This is a genomic window from Nonomuraea sp. NPDC049655, assembly GCF_044465465.1.
GTDB lineage: Bacteria > Actinomycetota > Actinomycetes > Streptosporangiales > Streptosporangiaceae > Nonomuraea.
Window position 1 is genome coordinate 194,333 of record NZ_JBITLS010000009.1, and the last position, 18,765, is coordinate 213,097.

The window sequence follows — 18,765 nt, forward strand, 5'->3', positions numbered from 1 at the left end:
TGCTTGACGACGATGCGGACGTAGCCGTCACCGGCGTCGCGCAGCTCGAACTTCTCGTTGTCCTGGGTGCCGGAGTCGTACTGGTTCACGCTGGCACCGTAATCGAGGCTGGCGTTCTCGATGGCCAGCACCTTGCCCGAATGCTTGACGACGATGCGGACGTAGCCGTCACCGGCGTCGCGCAGCTCGAACTTCTCGTTGTCCTGGGTGCCGGAGTCGTACTGGTTCAGGCTGGCGCCGTCCTTGAGGCTGGCGTTCTCGATGGCCAGCACCTTGCCCGAATGCTTGACGATCAGCCGGGCGCGAGAAGGGAAGGGAGCCATGGTTACCTCCTTGGTAGGGGAAATCGGGGGGAGGAGCCTGACACACACCGGACGGCGTGCCCTGCCGGTGGTCACCACATTGAGCCGGCCGACGCTCAAGGGGCAACACAGAAAAAGGGGCCATATATTCTTCAGCCACGAATTCCGGCAGATGCGCCCGTCAAGAAAGCCCGTGATGAGCTGCCGAACAACGGCGGGAACACCAGCGGCGTGCCCGCAGTGGTGGAGTCCGCGGACAGCATCTGGTTGAAAGCCTCGGCGAGAATCCAGCACGCCCCCGCGTAATCCTTCTCGTTGTAGTGCACGAGCCGGAAGCGCATGGAGGAGTACATGGGGTCGAACGCGGCCTGCTCCACCACCTCATCGGAGGTGATTATCAGCGCCTTGCCGGAATGTTTGGCGAAGAGCTGATAAGCGCCGGCAGGAGCACGGGCGGGCTTGATTTTGGTGCACCCTCGATGTCAATCACCAGCCCCTGTCCGGTCGATGATCGAGGCAACGGCGCCCCGTTCGTCTCTATGAAACTTGATTACGGGCGGGAAAACACCCCCCAGCCCTGGCCACATCCGGACAGGATTCAAGCCTCCGCCACTTAATCCCTCCAGCGGTGCCAGGCGGGATCACCACAAGGTGTCCGGCAGCCCGTCCGAGGGGCCGGCGCAGGCGACTATCACCGTTCAGATCCGATGACAATGGCAGAAGTGGGGTCGAGGTCGGCCGTATGGAGAATTAATGTCAAAGTACACCGGGCCAAAGCACTGGTGCTGGTCGGGTTATCGCCCATGGAGAGATGACTGAATGGCCATGTCCATGTGACGCCGGCGCTTGGTCGCTATTGGCCAGTAGGCAGGTGATTGTTGACGTGCGCACGTGAAAGCGGCAGAGCCGGGGGGGAGGCGATGTCGTTGCGTTCTCGGTTGGGTGCACATGACGTCCACGCACGCTTGACCAGGATCGAGACCCGGCCGACGACGAACTCACCGCCCGCGGGACAGAACAACCTGATCGCCGATCCGGCGGCGGGCGACAGCGCGATCTCCAGTAGAACGTTCTGCGGCGAGGCGCGCCTGGGTGTCGTACTCGCCCATCACACCCCGCATCTCCATCCAGGCATCGGCGCAGGACCAGGCCGATCGCGTCGGTGACCGTCCGCCGGTGGCCTGCGAGCCGCGTAGCCGCTTCGGAGAACATGCAGCTCAAGCCCTGTGTGATGGTTTGACGCGGCACAGGGCGAACGGGGGGTCTATGCGACGCCGGTCTGAGCGCGGACCATCCGCGCGTACCATCCGTGCCGGTCGCCGAGCAGGTCGAGGCGATCTCCGTGTTCCGCTACCCGGCCCTCGTCCAGGGCCACGACGGTGTCGAAGGACTCGAGGACGCCGAACCTGTGGGTGATCATCACCGTCGTCCGTCCCGCCCGCTCGGCCAGGATCGCCTCGACGACCTCCAGTTCGGTCATCGGGTCGAGCGCGGAGGTGGCCTCGTCGAGAACCAGCACTGACGCGCCGGCCAGGAGCGCGCGGGCCAGGGCGATGCGCTGTCGTTCGCCGCCGGACAGCAGCGCCCCCCGCTCTCCCACCAGCGAGTCGTAGCCGTCCGGGAGTGCCATGATCCGCTCGTGGACGCGGGTGAGCCGGCAGGCGCGCATGAGATCGTCCGCGGTGGCGTCGGGGGCGGCGTATCGGAGGTTGTCGGCGATCGACCCCTGGAAGAGGAAGGGCTCCTGCGTGGCGATGCAAATCTGTCCGGGCGACGGACGGGTGATCTTCACCCCGTCGATCCGGACCGAGCCCTCGGTGGGCGTGTGCAGGCCGGCCAGCAGGTGGCCGAGTGTCGTCTTGCCCGAGCCGCTCGGGCCGACGACCAGCGTGGTGGATCCGGCCGGGAGGGCGAGACTCACAGCGTCCAACGCCGGACGGCCCCGCTCCTCTGCGGCGTACCGGAACGTGGCCCCATGGACGGCGAGCGCGCCGGGCCCGGGAGCGGGGTCCGGCCGTGCGTCAGGGCCGGGCTCCGGCTCGGGCTCCATGTCGAGGTAGTCGAAGACCCGCTCGAAGGCTCCCTGGGCGGAGCGGAACTCGGTGGAGATGTGCAGGAGTTGCCAAAGGGGCTGGTAGAGCCTGGCCTGCAGCACGGTGAAGGCCACCAGTGTGCCTGGGGTGATCCCGTCGGACAGGCCCGCCGCCACGAACACCAGATAGGGGGTCAACACGAAGAAGACGTGTCCCGCGCTCAGCACCCCTTGGGCCACCAGTCCGGAGCGTACTCCGAGCCGGATCAGCCGCCGGCTTTCCGTGGCGAATCGGCCGGCCTCGTCCGCGCTTCTGCCGTGGACCCTGGCCAGGATGACGGCGCCCAGGCTCAGCCGCTCCGCCACGATGGCCGACAGTTGCGCGCGAGAGTGCTGGCTGACCTCCGACAGGTTCTTGAGCGCTCGCCCGGAGCGGGAGGCCACCCAGACGACGATGGGCGCGAGAATCAGGGCGGCACCCGCGAGCTGGGGGGATAGTGCCACCATCGCGCCGGCGGCGGCCACGAATCCGATGACGCCGGACAGCGTGCTGGGCAGGGTGTCCTTGACGGCGTTCTCGATCTGAGCGGTGTCGTTGGCCAGCCGCGACTGGATCTCGCCACCTGGTGTCGCGGCGAAGAAGGCCAGCGGCATGCGCTGGAGACGGCCGAACAGTTCCACGCGCAGCGCGTGCACCACTTGCTGCGCGACGCGGGCCGACACCCACGACTGGCCGAGGTCCACCACACCCACCGCGCAGGCGGTGGCCGCCGCCAGGCCGGCGATCAGCGCGAGCAGCGGCAGGTCGGGACCGCCCGCGCCGAACAGCGCCCGGTCGAAGACCAGCTGGGTCAGCAACGGGACGGCGGCGTTCAGCGCGGAGTAGGCCACGACGAGCAGGACGACGAAGCAGATGGCGAGCCGGTGCGGCATGAACAGCCGCACGACCCTGCGCCAGGTTCCGGGGGCGGGAGGCTTCTCCGGAGCGAAGAGGGGACGATCGTGCACGGGCCGGGCCTGTCCTTGTCTGCATCGAACGTCTGGTGACCGAGCGTCTGGTGACCGAGCGTTTGGTAGATCGAACGTCTGGTGATCGAACAGAGCCCCGCCCGCCCGTGTCCGGGCGGGCGGGTTCGACTGTCAGTTGTCGGTGCAGCCGAAGTGCTTGATGCAGTTGGTCAGCCGGAGCGCCTCGTTGGCGCCGGGCTCGAGCTCCTGGAGCGCCTGCAGGTCCTCGACGTCGAAGGACATGGTCGTCACCTCCTTGTGAATGCCGGGGCCGCCAGTGGCGCGGCCGTCTGTCATCGCCGTCCCGCTGCGGGAGCGGCGAGCCTGGGGGCCTCCTCCGGCATCCACAACCGGGCGGACCGGTCGCGCAGTCGGATGAGGAAGGCGACGATCCCCGCCGTACCGGCGAGAAAGGTCGGCGGGAAGTCTCCCTGGGGTCCGGGGACGAGCAGGCGGCCGCGACGATCGGCCGCACGGATTTCGAGGCAGCCGGCCAGATCTCGCGCCCACCGCCGGTAGTGGTCGTCACCGGTGAAGTCGGCCATGTCGAGCAGGAATTCACCGTCGCCGGGCAGTCCGTGGCACGGCACCGGCCCTGACTGCCATCGAGTACGGTGCACGGCCGCCGCGGCCTTGCGCGCCAGGTCCAGCGCGGGCGGGTCGCCGGTGGCACGCCAGTACCTCACGAGGAAGGAGCCGATCCCGGAGGAGCCGCTGCACCAGTGCGGCCGGCGCGGGCGCACCGTGGACAGGTCGCCGCGCTGCGTCGGCCACCAGGCGGTGTCGCCGTCCACTTCGGCGTGTTCGTAGAGGGCGCGGGCGATCTCGTGGACGGTCGCCGTCCAGTCAGGCCGGTGGAGGGCCCGGCCCGCGTGGAGCAGCGCGGTCCCGATGCCGGCGATGCCGTGCGCGAAACCGAAGTGGTTGGCCCCGGCCAGGCCCGAGTCGAACGTCTGCGGCGTCGGCCACTGCGGGTGGCCGTTGCCGTACGACCGCGCCTGATGCAGGTTCTGGAGGGCTTCGGCGGCCCGGTCCCGGAGCGGGAGATCTCCCGAGGCCAGGGCGATGTGCAGGAGCGCCATGCCGCCTCCGGCCAGTCCGTGCGTCACGTCGGAGCCGGGGTGGTCGGTCGGCAGTCGCCGCGCCGTCCGTACCGCGAACCGGGCCAGCTCGGCGTCGCCCGTGGCCGTCGCCGCGTCGTACAGCGCCCACACGGCGCCGGAGCGCCCGAAGTGCAGGCCGGGCGGCCAGACGTCCTCGGCCGCCAGCCGCCGCCTCAACCAGCGGGCGAGTTCGGCAGCCGCCCTCGCGTGCGGTTCGGCTCGTGTCAGGACGCCGAGGATTCCCGCCGCGCCGCCGTTGACCGAGCACGGATCGGCCTCGATGCCGTCGGCGGCGTCGGGCCACGGCGACGGGGCGTCCTCGCTCGTGTCCATCGTCTCCACCAGGTGCGCGATCCCGTCGTCGATCAGGCGGCCGATCCGCTGCGGCGGCCGGGACCGGTGGTGGGGGGCGGCCCGCTCCGGGGCGGGAGCGGTGAGGAAGCGGAGGCAGCTGTCCAGCGACCAGCGCCGCTCCGGTTCTGTCGCCAGCAGGCCCTCCACGAGCGGTCGCAGCAGGGCGAGCGTGGGGTTGGCCGCGGCAACCGCTGCCACCCTGGCCGCCTGGCCGGGGCCCGGCGGGTCCAGGTGGGCGCCGACCGCCAGGAAGTACGCCATCGCGCCGAGACTGTAGAGGTCGGCGCTCGCGTGCGGGGCGGGCCGGAACTCCCCCGTGTGGCCCGCCAGCTCCGGGGCGAGGTAGCCCGGAGTCCCGCCCACCATGACGGTGGTGCCCGGCACGGCCGCGTGTTCCAGGTCGATGAGCCGTAGTTCACCGCCGGGCGAGAGCATCACGTTGTTCGGCGACAGGTCGCCGAACACGTAGCCTCGGCCGTGCAGCGCCTTCAGCAACGTGGTCAGGCGGCTGATGATGGGCAGGACCTGCGCCGGCGCGCTGCCGAAGCCGTCCTCGCCCAGTGGCCCGGCATTCTCGTCCGACCAGCGCTGCAGCGTGATCCCCGGCACGAGCTCCTCGACGAGGAAGGTGTGACCGCCCTGCTCGAAGAAGTCCACCACGGCCGGTGTGATCCCGGCCGTGGCGAGGGCTTCCAGGCAGGAACGTTCGGCCGCGATCCGATCCCGCGCGTCGCGGCCGCTCAGATCGGCGCACGCGTGCGGACGCCCCTCCTTGACGACGACCTCGTGGCCGGTGGCGGTGTCCTCGGCGAGGTAGACGCCGCCCCGGTTGGCATGCCGTACGGCCTTACGGACGATGAACCGGTCATTGAGCATCACCGCAGACGCCCGCGGGCGCCGGCTCGCCACCGGAACCTCGAACGGGCAGGTCGCGAACGGCGGCGGGGAGAAGCTGGGCCGCCGTTCGTCGGGAACGAGCCGGCCCTGCGGCGAACGCAGCCGAATCTCGTAGAACCCGTCGTTGCCGAGCACGCGGTGCCCGCTGAAGGCGCCGTAGCGGTAGTGGACGATCCCGCCCACCCGGTACGGACGGTCGGAAAGGATCACCGGACCGGGAAGTCCGCGGGTGGCGTCATCGAGCAGGGCGGCCAGGCGTACCGACTCGGCGTCGTCGAGGGGATAGACGGTGATGAACTTCCCGGCCTGCGCCCGGCTGCAGTGCGGCTCAAGGAGTTTCCAGTAGTCGCTCAGCCGGGCGGGGAACTTGAAGGCGCAACGGGCCTCGGCGAGTACTCGCGAGACGCGGGCGAGCGCCAGCGGGGCGGAGAGCATCGTCGCGGAGACGTGCAGCTTCCATCCCTGGTCGGGCATCGGGTAGGCGTCGGGGGTGACCTTGCACCAGAGGTTGTCCTCGACGATCGACCAGTCCTGTGCGCCCGCGCGCCCGAGTTCGGCGGTCACGATGTCGCGCAGAATGGCCGGGTCTTCTGAATGCATGCCCACGTGACCCGCTTCCACCGTCGCCGCTTGCCTGCGGAACCGAGAGTCGCGAAGCGCTCTTGCAGATGAATGGGAAATGAATTGAATGCGAGGTGAGAGCTCCTCTCCCGGCCGGAGGAGAGCGCCACTCCCTGTATCGGTCGCATTCAGCTGAGATGCCGGAGGTGAGGCACGGCGCGAAGCAGCCGAACGCTTTCTGGGCGAGAGCTCGACGGCCGGGGTTTGCGCCTTCGCTTTCGACCCCCATTTCATTTTCCGATTTTGCGGTTTTGGGCTGCCCGATTTTAAACGCTCAAACCTTTTCCCGTGGTTATCGCGCAGTTCTCCTGGCGCTCGGCCTTTCATCATGTCATGTGTGACATGCTACTGCTCGTGTGCGGCGCGAGGCCGCACGCCCGATCATCAAAGGGGAAATCGTTGAAGCAGATCGTCAAGCGTGGAGCCGCGGTACTCGCCGCAGGGGCGGCGGCCGCGGGGGCGCTCGCGTTGAGCAGCCCGGCATCCGCCGTCACGACTACGACCACCTGCAGTGACAGCGTCCTGATCTCGGGCCTCTCCACCAAGGCCTGCGTGGATCTCACCGGCACCCAGGCACGGTTCTACGGCACCGTCGGCGCGCCCGGCATCGCGGAGCCTGGACCCGGCGGAGTCATCACCCCACAGCGCGCAGAGGTGGAGGTGTCCGGCCAAGTCGTCGGTGGCCTGTTCCTCGGCTCCCGGCGGCAGTCGGTGAGCATCTGGAACAACACCGTGACCGTTGAGGGCGCCACCGCGACCGTCCCCTGCGGATCGACGGTTCGCGCCGAGGTCAAGCTGTCCCAGGGGCCCGTGGGTCCCGGCGGGCCCAGCTTCTACGGCCCTGCCTCCGTCACGGTGGACGCGCCGGTCGGCTGCTGAAACAGATGGATCGACGGTGGGCGCGGAACAGCCGTTCCGCGCCCACGTGCGCATGTCCCCGGCAGCGCTGAGGTCGTAGCGCTGGAAGGGCAGGTGGTCGCCCGCCACCGACACCGTGCCGGCCGAGCTGGAGATCCGCCGAGGAGATCCTCGAATCCCTCGCTGAATATTGCCGGCGAATTTCAGGCGGAAGACACTAGTCGCCGTGGAGCCCGTCGGGGTCGCAGTAGTCGATCTCGTTCGTCGGCTTGAAGTCGGCCACGATGATCTCGCGCCGGAACGGGCCGCCGCTCTCCATCTCCTCGGCGGACGCCTCGAAGGTGAAGCGCTGCATGGGCCGCAGCAGCCTGCCCGCGATGACCACCGGCCTGCGCACCGAATAGATGGCGGGGAACGGGCAGCAGTAGTAGCTGCCGAGCGGCTTGCCCGCCGCGTCTACGGCGTAGGCGATGGCGCCGTCCCGGAAGGCGGCGTCGATCTGCGCCTGGATGTGCAGCGTGGCGGCCGGGTCGGGGTCGTACTCCCACATCTCCTTGACGGCCTGCCGGGCCTTGGGGTCGGCCTGCCAGTAGTCCCGCCGCTGCGGGTCGGTCAGGCACCACGGGTCGAGGTCGCGCAGATTCGCCTCAAGGGACTTGTACGTCGCCGCGGGCCTGGTGACGGTGCTCTGGTAGGTGGCGATGTGCCTGGGCATGGCGATGAGCTGGCCCACGTGGTAGTAGAGCTCCAGGGACCGCTGCAGCCGTTGCTCGATCGCCTCGTGCAGGCTCGGCTGCGGATCGGCCTTGAGCAGCCCCTCGGCATAGTCGGCGGCGGTGGCGGCCTCGGCCACGAGCTGGCGCAGCCGCTGCAGGTCGGCCTGGTGGTCGTGGTCGTCGGCGACGGTCTGCTCGAACACGCCGAAGGCCACCTCCGCGTGCCGGCGGATCGCGCGGGTGGCGGCCAGCATGCCGTGCAGGTGGGGCAGCGGGCACGGGTCCGCCTCGGCCCATTCGGGCAGGTCGGCGGGCAGCTGGAGCTCTGTCTCGACCAGATAGCGGGTGTTGCCGGCCGCCTGCCGGGCGCGTGACACCCAGCCTTCCACCTGCGCGAAGCAGGCGGCCACCTGCCGGCTGGTGACCGGCGGCACGTAGCCCGCGGTGCGCGGGTCGGCGCTGTAGTCGGAGTCGAGCAGCTGCTCGCCGATGGTCTGCAGCACGAACGCGTTCCAGGTGCACAGCAGCTGCCCGGAGGCGGACTGCGGGCCGTGCCAGAGGTTGACGCCGTCCTGGACCAGGCGTAACCGCAGCTCCTCGGCACGCTCCAGCTCGGTGTAGACCAGACCCCCGGCCCGCCGGTACGCCTCCAGCTCGTCCGCGCGCACCTCGCCCTTGTACGCCGCGACCATCCGCGTCATCAGCGTCGGCCGCCCCGGATCATTGGCCATCATGTACGTCCCCGTCCTCTTCCCCCGTGACAATTGGTGATCCGTACCCTAAGCCGCCATCCCTTCGGCGGGCCATCCATGGCGAGCTCCGGAATCAGCCCGCGCGGCACGGAGGTGACGCCCTACGATCGGGGGATGGCCGTCCCCGAGCTGATCCGCATCGTGACGCGTTCGTCTCCCATGGCGCTCGCCCAGGTCGAGCGCGTCCGGCGGGAGCTGGCCGACCGGCATCCCGGCATCCGCACCGAGGTCGTCCCGGTCACCACGTCCGGCGACCGGTGGCAGGGGGCGCTGTCGGCGCTGGGCGGCAAGGGCGCCTTCACCAAAGAGGTCGACGAGGCGCTCCTGGCCGGCCAGGCCGACCTGGCGGTCCACTGCATGAAGGACGTGCCCGCCGACCGCCCGCTGTCGGCCGGCACGGTCTTCGCGGCCTTCCTCAAGCGTGACGACCTGCGCGACGCGCTCGTGCACCCCGGCGGCCTGAAGCTGGACGCGCTGCCCGAGGGCACCCGGATCGGCACGTCGTCGGTGCGGCGCGTGGCCCAGCTCGCCGCGTCCCACCCGCAGCTGCGCTGCGTGCCGATGCGCGGCAACGCCAACCGGCGCCTGGAGAAGCTGGACGCGGGGGAGGCCGACGCGCTGCTGCTGGCGGTGGCCGGGCTGGAGCGCATCGGCCGGCCGGAACGGATCACCGAGGCGCTGTCGCTGGAGACGATGTGCCCGCCGATCGGCGCGGGCGTGCTCGCCCTGCAGTGCCGGGAGGACGACCCGGCGACCGTCGACGCGGTCGCCGGGCTGGGGCATGCCGACACGTGGCGGGAGATCACGGCCGAGCGCATGCTGCTGCACGTGCTCCAGGGCCACTGCAACTCGCCCATCGCCGGGTACGCCCGCGCCGAGCGCGACGGCCGGTTGTCGTTGCGCGCCCGGGTCTTCTCCCCCGACGGCAAGCGCGTGCTCGACGCGCACGAGTGGGCCGGCCCGCTCGACCCGGCGACGCTCGGCACCTCCGTCGCGGTCGCGCTGCTCCGCCAGGGCGCCCGGGAACTGATCGACGCCATCCCCCACTGACGGCGGGCCGCCTATGTCGTGGCGGCCGCCACCTCGTCCTGGTCGCGGAGGGGCTCGTCGCCGTGCAGCAGCCACTCCAGCGTGGCGGGGGTGGCGTCGAAGTGCCCGGCGTGCCCGGCGTCGGGCTGGACGGTGAGGGTGGCGGTGGGGATCCGGGCGGCGAGCCAGCGGGCGTGCGCGACCGGCACGACCCCGTCCAGCTCGCCGTGCCACAGCCGGACCGGAACGGTGATGGCGGCGGGGTCCACCCCCCAGGGCCTGCCGAAGAGGGCGATGACGTCGTCGGCCCAGCCGCCGAGGCCGGGACGGACCGCCTCGGCGTAGGCGGCCGCCAACATGGCGCTGACCTCGGGACGCGTCAGGACGGCGGCCTCGAACGGCGGCAACTGCGGCGGCCCGGACGAGTCCGCCCCCAGGTGGGCGATCATCGCGTCGCGATCCTGGAGGGCGACGGCTGCGCTGCGCCGGTTGCCCTCCATCATCCCGGCCGTCCAGTCCAGGCCCTCGGCGTCGCGTGGGGCCAGCGCCGCCAGCGAGGCGACCCGGACGGCCCGGCCGGGGTGGCGGGCGGCGAACGCCAGCGCGTGCGGCCCGCCGCCGGAGACCCCGTAGACGGCGAACTCGTCGAGGCCGAGCGCGTCGGCCACGGCGGCGACGTCGTCCGCGCCGTCCACGACGCGTCGCCCGGGCAGCGGCGTCGAGCCGCCGAGGCCGGGGCGGTCGAAGGTGATCAGCCGGATGCCGAGCCTGGTGTACAAGGAGTCGTCGGGGTGGCGGGCCAGGCGTCCCACGGGGGTGCCGTGCAGGTAGAAGACGGGTGTCCCGTCGGGGACGCCCCACTGCTCCACGGCAAGGGCGCGGCCGTCTCGCGTGATCACTGTGTGCACTCCGCCACGGTAGCCAGCAGGGACACCTGCGCACCGCAGGTTTCATTTCCGGCGAAACAGACGAATCGCCAGCCGGGTCAGCGGGTGCGGGCAAGGGGGCGTCCGGGGGGAAGTGCTTGCGGGCCCGCCCGGCTTCCGCGTGGGAGTGGCGGTTTTCCGTAGGAAAAGCGGAGGGACTTCGCCATGGTGGCGGAACGAGGGTGATCCATAGCGTTGGGCGGGTGCTCAGAGACATCGTCGCCGTGTTCTGCCTCGCCCTGCCGCTCGCGTCCGGCCCGGCCCCGCCCGAGGACCTCGCCCCAGCGTCGGTGGACGCCTTCGTCACGAGGTACCGCGAGGCGACCGGGCTCCCCGGGGTCGCGGTCGCGATCACCAAGGGCAGGCAGGTCGTCCACGCCGCCGGGTACGGCCGGACCGCCTCCGGCGAGCCGGTGACGACGGACACACCCATGGCCGTGGCGTCGGTCAGCAAGTCGTTCACCTCGCTCGCCGTCCTGCAACTGGTGGAGAAAGGCCAGGTCGAGCTGGACAGGCCGGTGCGCGGTTACCTGCCCGAGTTCACCATGGCCGATCCCAGGGCCGCCCGGATCACCGTGCGGCAGTTGCTCAACCAGACCTCCGGCATGGCCGACTCGGCCTTCCGCGAGAAGAGCCTGCCCCAGCCCCGCACGCTCGAAGGCGCCGTCGCCCGGCTGAGGACGGCCCGGCTCGCCGCGGAGCCGGGCACCGCCTTCAGCTACCACAACACCAACTACCAGGTCGCCGCGCGGCTGGTCGAGGTGGTGAGCGGGCAGCCGTTCGCGGCGTACCTGCACGAGAACGTCTTCACACCCCTCGGCATGCGCCACAGCAGGACGGTCGACACCGACCGCGACCTGCCCGGCAGCGCCCGCGGCCATCTGGTCGTGCTCGGCCGGGCCGTCGCCGTGCCGGAGCCGCCCGGGTTCGGCAACGGCTCGGGCGGGATCCTCAGCACCGCCGGCGACATGGCCCGATGGCTGATCGCGCAGAACGACGGCACCCTCTCCCCGCGAAGCGTCAAGGAGATGCGCACGCCGTCCGAGCAGGACGGGGAGTACGCCCTCGGCTGGGAGATCGGCGAGACCGCGCGCGGCACCCCCGTCGTCCGGCACGACGGCGACCTGTTCACCTCCACGGCCGCCCAGCTGCTGATGCCGGAGCGGGGGTACGGCGTCGCGGTCATGGCGAACACCGGGACGGCCTTCGGCGACGCCGGCGCCCTCATGGACGGCCTGGTCGCCCTGATCGAGGGAGGCACACCCGAGATCCCCTCCTCGCCGCCCTACCTCGTCACCGACATCCTGTTCGTCCTGCTGACCCTCGCGACCGTCGGGCTGGCCGTACGGGGCGTGGCCCGCTCCCGGCGCTGGGCCGTCGGGTGCGTGGGATGGCGGCGGTCGCGGCTGCTGCCGCTGCTGGCCCCGCTCGCGTTGTGCGTCACGATCGTCCCGATCATGCGGGTGCTCCTGCGGGGTGGCGACATCATGTGGATCCAGGTGGTCTATCTGTATCCGACGTTCATGATCTGGTTGGTGACGGCCGCGGTCGCGGGCGCGGCGGTGACGGCCGCACGGCTGCTCGCCGCGGCCCGCACGGGCAGGTTGACGTGAGAGGGCGAGAAGGCATGGACGTGTACGAAGCCGTGGACAGCCGCCGGGCGGTGCGGGCGTTCAGCGACGAGCCGGTCCCCAAGGAGGTGCTCGAACGCGTGCTGACCGCCGCGACGCGGGCCCCGTCGAGCGGGAACCTTCAGCCGTGGCGGCTGTACGTCGTGGCCGGTGAGCCGCTGGCCGAGCTGAAACGGCGGGCGACGGCCAGGGCGCTGGCGGGCGACCCGGGTGACGAGCGGGAGTACCCGATGTACCCGGCCGAGCTGACCTCGCCGTACCTGGACCGGTTCGCCGCCGCGGCCGACCAGCGGTACAAGGCGCTGGGGATCGAGCGCGACGCCCCCGACCGGCCGCGGCGGATCGCCGCCTTGAACTCGGCGGCGTTCGGGGCGCCGGTCGTCCTGTTCTGCTACCTCGACCGGGCGATGGGCCCCGGGCAGTGGGCGGACGCGGGGATGTACCTGCAGACGGTCATGTTGCTGCTGAGGGCGGAAGGGGTGCACAGCTGCCCCCAGGTGATGTGGACGATGTACCGCGAGACCGTCAGCCGGACCGTCGGCGTCCATGACGGGCTTGTCCTGCTCTGTGGGGTCGCGGTGGGCTTCGAGAGGGAGGACGTGCCGCGGCTGCGTACCGGGCGGGCCGACCTGGCCGAGACGGTGAGCTTCGTCGGAGTGTGACGCCAGACGGTCGGGATCGGCGGGCGGTCAGGATCGGCGGGCGCGGGAGGCGAGGCGGCCGGCGACGGCGAGGACGAGGTCGCGCAGCTCATCGGGACGCTCGATGACGAACGGGCGGTCGAGCGCGGCGAGCACGCTGGGCAGCCAGTCGAGCCGTTCGGCCCGCAGCTCGACCCGCCACCAGCACTCGCCCGCCGGCCCGGCCTCCCCGGCGGGCTCCTCAGCGGGGTCGTCAGCGGGCTCCTCAGCGGGCTCCTCAGCGGGGTCGTCAGTGGTATCGAGGGCGGGCTCGTCGGTGATCTCCTCCATGGTGGCGACGGCGGCGGGCAGGCGGGTGCGGATCTGCTCGGCCGTCCCGTGGATCCGCAGGGTCACCTCGTGCCGGTAGGACGCGGTGGCGAACCCCGACAGGACGCGCTGCGCCGGATCCGGCGCAGCGCGTCCAGCCGGCGCCTCGAACGAGCCGGGCAGGGCGCGGGCGTCCGCGACGCGGTCGAGGCGGAAGGTCCGCTCCTCGCCGAGGCCGGGGTCCTCGCCGGTGACGTACCAGCGGCCCGCGTGGCTGACGATCCCGTACGGGTGCAGCGTGCGGTCACTGCGCCGGCCGGTGCGGTCGGCGTACCGGATCGAGACGGGCCGGCGGTGGCGTACGGCGTCGGCGATCGTGAGCAGGACGGCGCCGTCCGGGCCGGCGGGCCTGCCGGACGGGCCGGTGAAGGCGAGGGCTTCCATGAGCGCGTCGAGTCTGCGGACGAGCCGTTCCGGCAGCACCCGGCGGATCTTCGCGGCCGCCGTCTCGCTCGCAGTGTCGCTCGCAGTGTCGCTCGCAGTGTCGCTCGCAGTGTCGCTCGCAGTGTCCCCGGCGTCGCCCGCCGTACGCCGGTTGGCGATCAGGCCGAGCAGCACGGCCAGCGCCTCGTCGTCGTCGAGCATGAGCGGCGGCAGGCGGTAACCGCGGGCGAGACGATAGCCGCCGTAACGGCCGCGCACCGACTCGACCGGCAGCCCGAGGTCGACGAGCTGACCGACGTACCGCCGCACGGTACGGCCGTCCACGCCGAGCCGGTCGGCCAGTTCGGCCATCGTCCGGACGCCGCCCGACTGCAACAACTCCAGGAGCGTGAGCACACGACCGGTGGGTGGCGACATGAATACGAGCCTATGGCGAATAGTGGACCGAATCCGTCCAGTATCAGTCGTACCGTGCGGGGTGCCAAGAGCTGCACGAACACTGAAGGAACGTCATGAACTTCGTATCGATCCGCATCATCACCGATGACGTCGCCCGCCTCGCCGGGTTCTACGAGCAGGCCACCGGGACCCCGGCGACCTGGTCCACCGAGGACTTCGCCGAGATCAGGACCGGCACCGCCACGCTGGCGATCGCGAGCACCCGCACCGTCCCGCTGTTCGCCCCGGGCTCCTCCCGCCCGGCCGACAACCACAGCGTGATCGTCGAGTTCCTGGTGGACGACGTGGACCGCGTGTACGAGAACCTGACCGGCCTCGTCACCGACTTCGTCAACGAGCCCACCACGATGCCCTGGGGCAACCGGTCGCTGCTGTTCCGCGACCCCGACGGCAATCTCGTCAACTTCTTCACCCCGGTCACCCCGGCCGCCGTGGCGAGATCCGCCCGCTGATCAGAAGGCCAGCGGGCGGGGTCAGGCGGCGGGGGTGCGGCGGCGGGACTGCCAGGCCAGGTGGGCGTCGCGGACCTTGGTCCACAGGGCCTCGCGTTCGGCGCCGTTGACGTCGTCGAGGCGCAGCCCGAACACCTCCTCCAGGGCCCCGAACCACTCCCGCCGGGTGGACAGCTCCCGCTCGGTCCTGCCGTCCGCGCCGATCCGGCGCAACATGCAGCCCACCAGGCAGTCGGCGCCCGTCGCGTCGCGCCGCAGCACGACGGCGGCCCGCACCAGCCGGGACTCGGGCGACGTGCACAGGTACGGATGCCACTCCACGAAGTCCCCGGGCTCGGCGGGGGCCCGCTCGACGTCCAGCCCGGCGATCGACCCGCGCGGGTCGTGGTCGAACCGCCAGCCGCCGGGCTCCACGTCCGAGGCGGACAGCCGGAACTCGAACGGCCCCTGCCGGTACGTCCCCGCCCGCAGCGGCAGCGGCTCGTGCAGCCCGTCGCCGAGCCCGATGTCCACCAGCCAGTCCTGCCCGTCGAGGGCGACGGTGAGCGCGAGGTGCGGCGCGAACGACGCCGGCGAGGCGGGCGCCCGGACGGCGGCCTGCACCCCGGCCCGATGCCAGGTGACGTCGTAGCCGAGCGCGGTCAGCAGCGTGGCGAACGCCCCGTTGAGCTGCACGCAGTAGCCGCCGCGCCCGCGCAGCACCCGCTCGACCGACTCGCGCGGGTCCACGGTGATCCGCCGGCCGAGCTGAACCTCCAAGGTCTCGTACGGCACCCGCTCCACGTGCGCGCGGTGCAGGGCGCGCAGCGCCGGGAGCGACGGCTCGCCGGGGTCGCCGACGTCCAGCCGGTCGAGGTAGGCGTTCAGGTCACGGTCACGAGTTCGCCGCATGGGCCCTCCCTTCGGTCGCCGCGTCCATCGTGGTCCGCCGCGCGGCCGTCCCGCACCTCGCGGATTGCTCCTCAGGTGACGCTGCGGGGCGGGGAGCGGGACGGCGGGCGGACGTACCGCGCAATCCACGAGATGCGGCGGCGCGCGGCCGCGACCGACGATGACCACGATGACGCTGCCCTGAGCGGTTCACCGGGAGGAGACGACCAGATGCGCAACCAGACTGTCGCACCGGAGCGGGTGAGCGCCCGATGGGAGGATCACCTGCCCGACCTGCTGGACAAGCTGGGATTGCCGGCCGAAGGGGCGATCCAGGTGGGCGCGCACCGGGGCCAGGAGGTGGAGGCGCTCACCAGGTGCGGGTTCCGCCGCCTGGTCATGATGGAGCCCAACGGCGACCACCTGCCCGCGCTGCGCGAGCAGCTCCGGCTGCACCACCTGGCCGCCGGGCTGCCCGAGCCCGAGCACGGCCACCCGGCCCGCGAGGTCGTGGCGGCGTGCGCCGGCCGGGAACGCGGCCAGGCCACGCTCAACGTCACCCCCTACGACAAGCAGTCCAGCATGCTGCCGCCGCTGCTGCCCATGGCCGTCGTCCGGCAGGACGTCGTCCCGGTGATCCCCGTCAGCGAGGTGCAGCACGGCTGCAACGTGCTGGTGGTGGACGCCCAGGGCGCGGAGCTGGAGGTGCTGGCCGGGACCGACCTGAGCCGGCTGCGGCTCGCCGTCATCGAGGGCAGCGTGACGGCCCGCTACAGCGGCGGCTCGACCCTCGACAGCATCGCCGAGCACATGACGGCGCACGGCTGGCGCGAGGTGGCCGCCTGGCCGCACCAGCGTCCCGGCGTCGTGGACGTCGCCTGGCTGGCCCCTTGGCCCACCCCGTTCTGATGGACCGGCCGTCGGACGGGGGCCTGGCGTGCGAGCGCCGCGGGGCGGTGGCCGTCCTGCGGCTCGACCGGCCCCGCGTGCGCAACGCGCTCGGGTCCGGGCTGGTCGCGGCGCTCGGCTCCGCGCTGGCCGAGCTGGACGACGACCCCGGGGTGCGCGCCGCCGTGCTGACGGGCGCGCCGCCGGGGTTCTGCGCGGGTTCGGACCTGAAGGAGCTGTCCGGGATGACGCGTGAGGGCATGGTGCGGCACGAGGCCGACACCGGGCGCGTGGCCAGGGCCGTCCAGCATCTCGGCATCCCCGTGGTGGCCGCCGTCGAGGGCTTCGCGCTCGGCGGCGGCTTCCTGCTGGCCACCGGCTGCGACGTGGTGGTCACCGCCGAGGACGCCCGCTGGCACCTGCCTGAGGTGCGGCTCGGCTGGGTGCCGCCCTGGGGAATCCAGAGCCTGGCCGCCCGGGTCGGGCCGGTCGCCGCGCGGCGGCTGGTCTGGGGCGACCGCCCGCTGACCGGCCGCGAGCTGCACGGGATCGGCGGCGCCGACGAGCTGGCCGCGCCGGGGCAGGCGCTGGCGTGCGCGCTGGAGGTGGCGGCGGGGCTGGCCGCGCTGCCCCCGCACGCGGTCGCCTCCGCCAAGCGGGCGCTGACCGACGCGGTGAGCGGGCCCGCCGAGACGCTCGACGCGCGCACGGCCTGGATGTTCGGCGCCGACTGCGCCTCCGCCGCGGCCCGCGAGAGCCTGGCCCGCTTCGGAGCCCGCCCATGACCGCCCCTGACCAGGCCCCTGACCAGGCCCCTGACCAGGGCCCTGAGCCAGTGGCGGGTGGCCGGACGGGCAAGGTGTGCGGGGTGGCCGAGGCCGTCGCGCTCATCGAGGACCACCAGGCCGTCGCCAGCACCGGCGTCATCGGCTGGCTCACCCCCGACGCCCTGCTGGCCGCGCTCGGCGAGCGCTTCGCCGCCACCGGCGCCCCGCGCGAGCTGACCTTCTACTTCCCCTGCGCCACCGGGGACGCCGTCGGCATCGGCGGCATGGACCACGTGGCCAGGAAGGGCCTGATGCGCCGCATCGTGTCCGCCTCGTTCATCAACCCCCGCCACCCGGTGACCGGCGCCCGCCCCGCCCTGACCGAGCTGATCCAGAACGACCTCGTCGAGGCGTACAGCTGGCCGATGGGCGCCGCCATGCACTGGCTGCGCGAGGTGGCCCGGCGCGGCCCCGGCTACCTGACCCGGGTCGGCCTCGGCACGTACGCCGACCCCCGGCACGGCGGCGGCAGGTTCACCCGCCTGGCCCAGGAGGACCTGGTGGAGCTGGTCGAGCTGGGTGGCGAGGAGTACCTGTTCTACCCGTCCTGGCCGCTGCACGCCGGACTGGTCCGGGCGAGCGCCGCCGACCCCGACGGCAACCTGTCCTTCGAGGACCAGCCGCTGTTCTCCAGCGCGCTGGCGATCGCCCTCGCGGTGAAGGCGTGCGGCGGCACCGTGATCGCGCAGGTGTCGCGGATCGTGCCCGCCGGCTCGTCGCCCGCGCGCGAGATGCGCGTGCCCGGGGCGCTCGTCGACCGGGTCGTCGTGGTTCCGGACGCGCCCATGACCACCGGCGTACGGCACGACCCCGGCTACCTCCGGCACGTGCCCGACGCCGTCGCGCGGGTGCCGCGGCTGCCGTCCGGCCCGGACAAGGTGATCGCCCGCCGGGTCGCCAGGGAGGTCAGGCCGGGGGAGACCTCGATCTTCGGGTTCGGCGCCTCCTCCGACGCCGTCCTGGCCATGGCCGAGGACGGCCTGCTGGACGACGGCCGCCTGGACGAGCACCTGTTCACCACCGAGCACGGCTCCTTCGGCGGCATCGTGATGAGCGGCTGGCAGTTCTCGGCGAACTACTCGCCGCGGGCGCTGCTGGACGGGCCCTCGCAGTTCGACTTCATCGACGGCGGCGGCTGCCCGTTCGCCGCGCTCGCCTTCGCCCAGATCGACGCCGAGGGCAACGTGAACGTCAGCCGGTTCGGCGCGGCCAACCCCGGCGCCGGCGGGTTCGTGGACATCGCGCACAACGCCACGCGGCTGGTCTTCGCCGGCACGCTGACCACCGACGGCCTCCGGGTGAGCTGCGCCGACGGCGCGCTGCGGATCCTGGCCGAAGGGCGGGTGCGCAAGCTGGTGCCGCGGGCCGGTCACGTCACGTACCGGCTGGGCGAGGGGGTGCGGCGCGGGCAGTGGGCCCGCGTCGTCACCGAGCGGGCCGTCTTCGACGTCACCGCCGGCGGCCTGGAGCTGGTGGAGCTCGCGCCCGGCGTGGACCTGCGCCGCGACGTGCTCGACCAGATCGGCTTCCCGGTCCGCGTCTCGCCGTCGCTCGTCCTCATGGACCCGGCCCTCTTCCGCCCCTGACCGTCGGCGGGTGCAAGGCCGGGCCGGGGCCGGGGGCGGGTGCCCGGCTGTGGGCCGCCG

At 72.1% G+C, this 18,765-nt stretch carries 16 protein-coding genes; 8 read left to right on the forward strand and 8 right to left on the reverse strand.

What is annotated here, in order from left to right; all coding sequences use genetic code 11:
- The 4 genes from ACIBQ6_RS28505 to lanL all read right to left on the reverse strand — a co-directional run.
- The coding region (locus tag ACIBQ6_RS28505; protein ID WP_397215624.1) for an RICIN domain-containing protein at positions 1–323 on the reverse strand (323 nt) is incomplete at its 3' end.
- Positions 324–454: 131 nt separating this feature from the next.
- A complete protein-coding gene (locus ACIBQ6_RS28510) occupies positions 455–682 on the reverse strand; it encodes a hypothetical protein (RefSeq protein ID WP_397215626.1) in 228 nt (75 codons plus the stop codon).
- A gap of 884 nt (positions 683–1,566) precedes the next feature.
- Positions 1,567–3,342, reverse strand: a complete 1,776-nt coding sequence (locus tag ACIBQ6_RS28515; protein WP_397215628.1) for an ABC transporter ATP-binding protein — start codon at positions 3,340–3,342, stop codon at positions 1,567–1,569.
- A 293-nt stretch (positions 3,343–3,635) separates the two neighbouring features.
- Positions 3,636–6,296, reverse strand: a complete 2,661-nt coding sequence (lanL, locus tag ACIBQ6_RS28520) for a class IV lanthionine synthetase LanL (RefSeq protein ID WP_397215630.1) — start codon at positions 6,294–6,296, stop codon at positions 3,636–3,638.
- Positions 6,297–6,716: 420 nt separating this feature from the next.
- Between lanL and ACIBQ6_RS28525 the strand changes: the two genes are divergently transcribed.
- Entirely contained in the window at positions 6,717–7,196 is a 480-nt protein-coding gene (locus ACIBQ6_RS28525) for a hypothetical protein (RefSeq protein ID WP_397215632.1), read from the forward strand.
- A gap of 196 nt (positions 7,197–7,392) precedes the next feature.
- On the opposite strand, the gene ACIBQ6_RS28530 is transcribed toward ACIBQ6_RS28525, so the two are convergent.
- A complete protein-coding gene (locus ACIBQ6_RS28530) occupies positions 7,393–8,625 on the reverse strand; it encodes a hypothetical protein (RefSeq protein WP_358295522.1) in 1,233 nt (410 codons plus the stop codon).
- Between the two features lie 132 nt (positions 8,626–8,757).
- Between ACIBQ6_RS28530 and hemC the strand changes: the two genes are divergently transcribed.
- A complete protein-coding gene (gene hemC, locus ACIBQ6_RS28535) occupies positions 8,758–9,693 on the forward strand; it encodes a hydroxymethylbilane synthase (RefSeq protein ID WP_397215634.1) in 936 nt (311 codons plus the stop codon).
- 11 nt (positions 9,694–9,704) lie between these two features.
- Here hemC and ACIBQ6_RS28540 read toward each other — a convergent pair whose 3' ends face one another.
- Positions 9,705–10,580 (reverse strand): alpha/beta hydrolase, encoded by an 876-nt coding sequence (locus tag ACIBQ6_RS28540; RefSeq protein WP_358295528.1) that lies wholly within the window; start codon positions 10,578–10,580, stop codon positions 9,705–9,707.
- A gap of 221 nt (positions 10,581–10,801) precedes the next feature.
- Here ACIBQ6_RS28540 and ACIBQ6_RS28545 point away from each other — a divergent pair, with 221 nt between their 5' ends.
- Positions 10,802–12,211: a serine hydrolase domain-containing protein gene (locus tag ACIBQ6_RS28545; protein WP_397215636.1), complete on the forward strand. Its 1,410-nt coding sequence runs from the start codon at positions 10,802–10,804 to the stop codon at positions 12,209–12,211.
- Positions 12,212–12,225: 14 nt separating this feature from the next.
- Positions 12,226–12,891, forward strand: coding sequence for a nitroreductase (locus ACIBQ6_RS28550; RefSeq protein ID WP_397215638.1), 666 nt, complete (start codon positions 12,226–12,228; stop codon positions 12,889–12,891).
- A gap of 27 nt (positions 12,892–12,918) precedes the next feature.
- On the opposite strand, the gene ACIBQ6_RS28555 is transcribed toward ACIBQ6_RS28550, so the two are convergent.
- Positions 12,919–14,040 carry a helix-turn-helix transcriptional regulator gene (locus ACIBQ6_RS28555; protein WP_397215640.1) on the reverse strand — a complete coding sequence of 374 codons (1,122 nt, stop codon included), beginning with the start codon at positions 14,038–14,040 and terminating at the stop codon, positions 12,919–12,921.
- Between the two features lie 95 nt (positions 14,041–14,135).
- Here ACIBQ6_RS28555 and ACIBQ6_RS28560 point away from each other — a divergent pair, with 95 nt between their 5' ends.
- Entirely contained in the window at positions 14,136–14,534 is a 399-nt protein-coding gene (locus ACIBQ6_RS28560; protein WP_397215642.1) for a VOC family protein, read from the forward strand.
- Positions 14,535–14,555: 21 nt separating this feature from the next.
- Here ACIBQ6_RS28560 and ACIBQ6_RS28565 read toward each other — a convergent pair whose 3' ends face one another.
- On the reverse strand, positions 14,556–15,425 hold the full coding sequence (locus ACIBQ6_RS28565; RefSeq protein WP_397215644.1) for an arylamine N-acetyltransferase: 870 nt from the start codon (positions 15,423–15,425) through the stop codon (positions 14,556–14,558).
- Positions 15,426–15,635: 210 nt separating this feature from the next.
- Here ACIBQ6_RS28565 and ACIBQ6_RS28570 point away from each other — a divergent pair, with 210 nt between their 5' ends.
- The 3 genes from ACIBQ6_RS28570 to ACIBQ6_RS28580 are packed head-to-tail and all read left to right on the forward strand — an operon-like array spanning position 15,636 to position 18,705.
- Entirely contained in the window at positions 15,636–16,313 is a 678-nt protein-coding gene (locus ACIBQ6_RS28570; RefSeq protein WP_358295545.1) for an FkbM family methyltransferase, read from the forward strand.
- Positions 16,313–17,077, forward strand: a complete 765-nt coding sequence (locus ACIBQ6_RS28575) for an enoyl-CoA hydratase/isomerase family protein (RefSeq protein ID WP_358295548.1) — start codon at positions 16,313–16,315, stop codon at positions 17,075–17,077. Before ACIBQ6_RS28570 ends, ACIBQ6_RS28575 begins: the two co-directional genes overlap by 1 nt.
- Positions 17,074–18,705 carry a CoA-transferase gene (locus ACIBQ6_RS28580; protein WP_397215646.1) on the forward strand — a complete coding sequence of 544 codons (1,632 nt, stop codon included), beginning with the start codon at positions 17,074–17,076 and terminating at the stop codon, positions 18,703–18,705. The genes ACIBQ6_RS28575 and ACIBQ6_RS28580 overlap by 4 nt, the downstream gene beginning before the upstream one ends.
- The last annotated feature ends 60 nt before the right edge of the window (positions 18,706–18,765 follow it).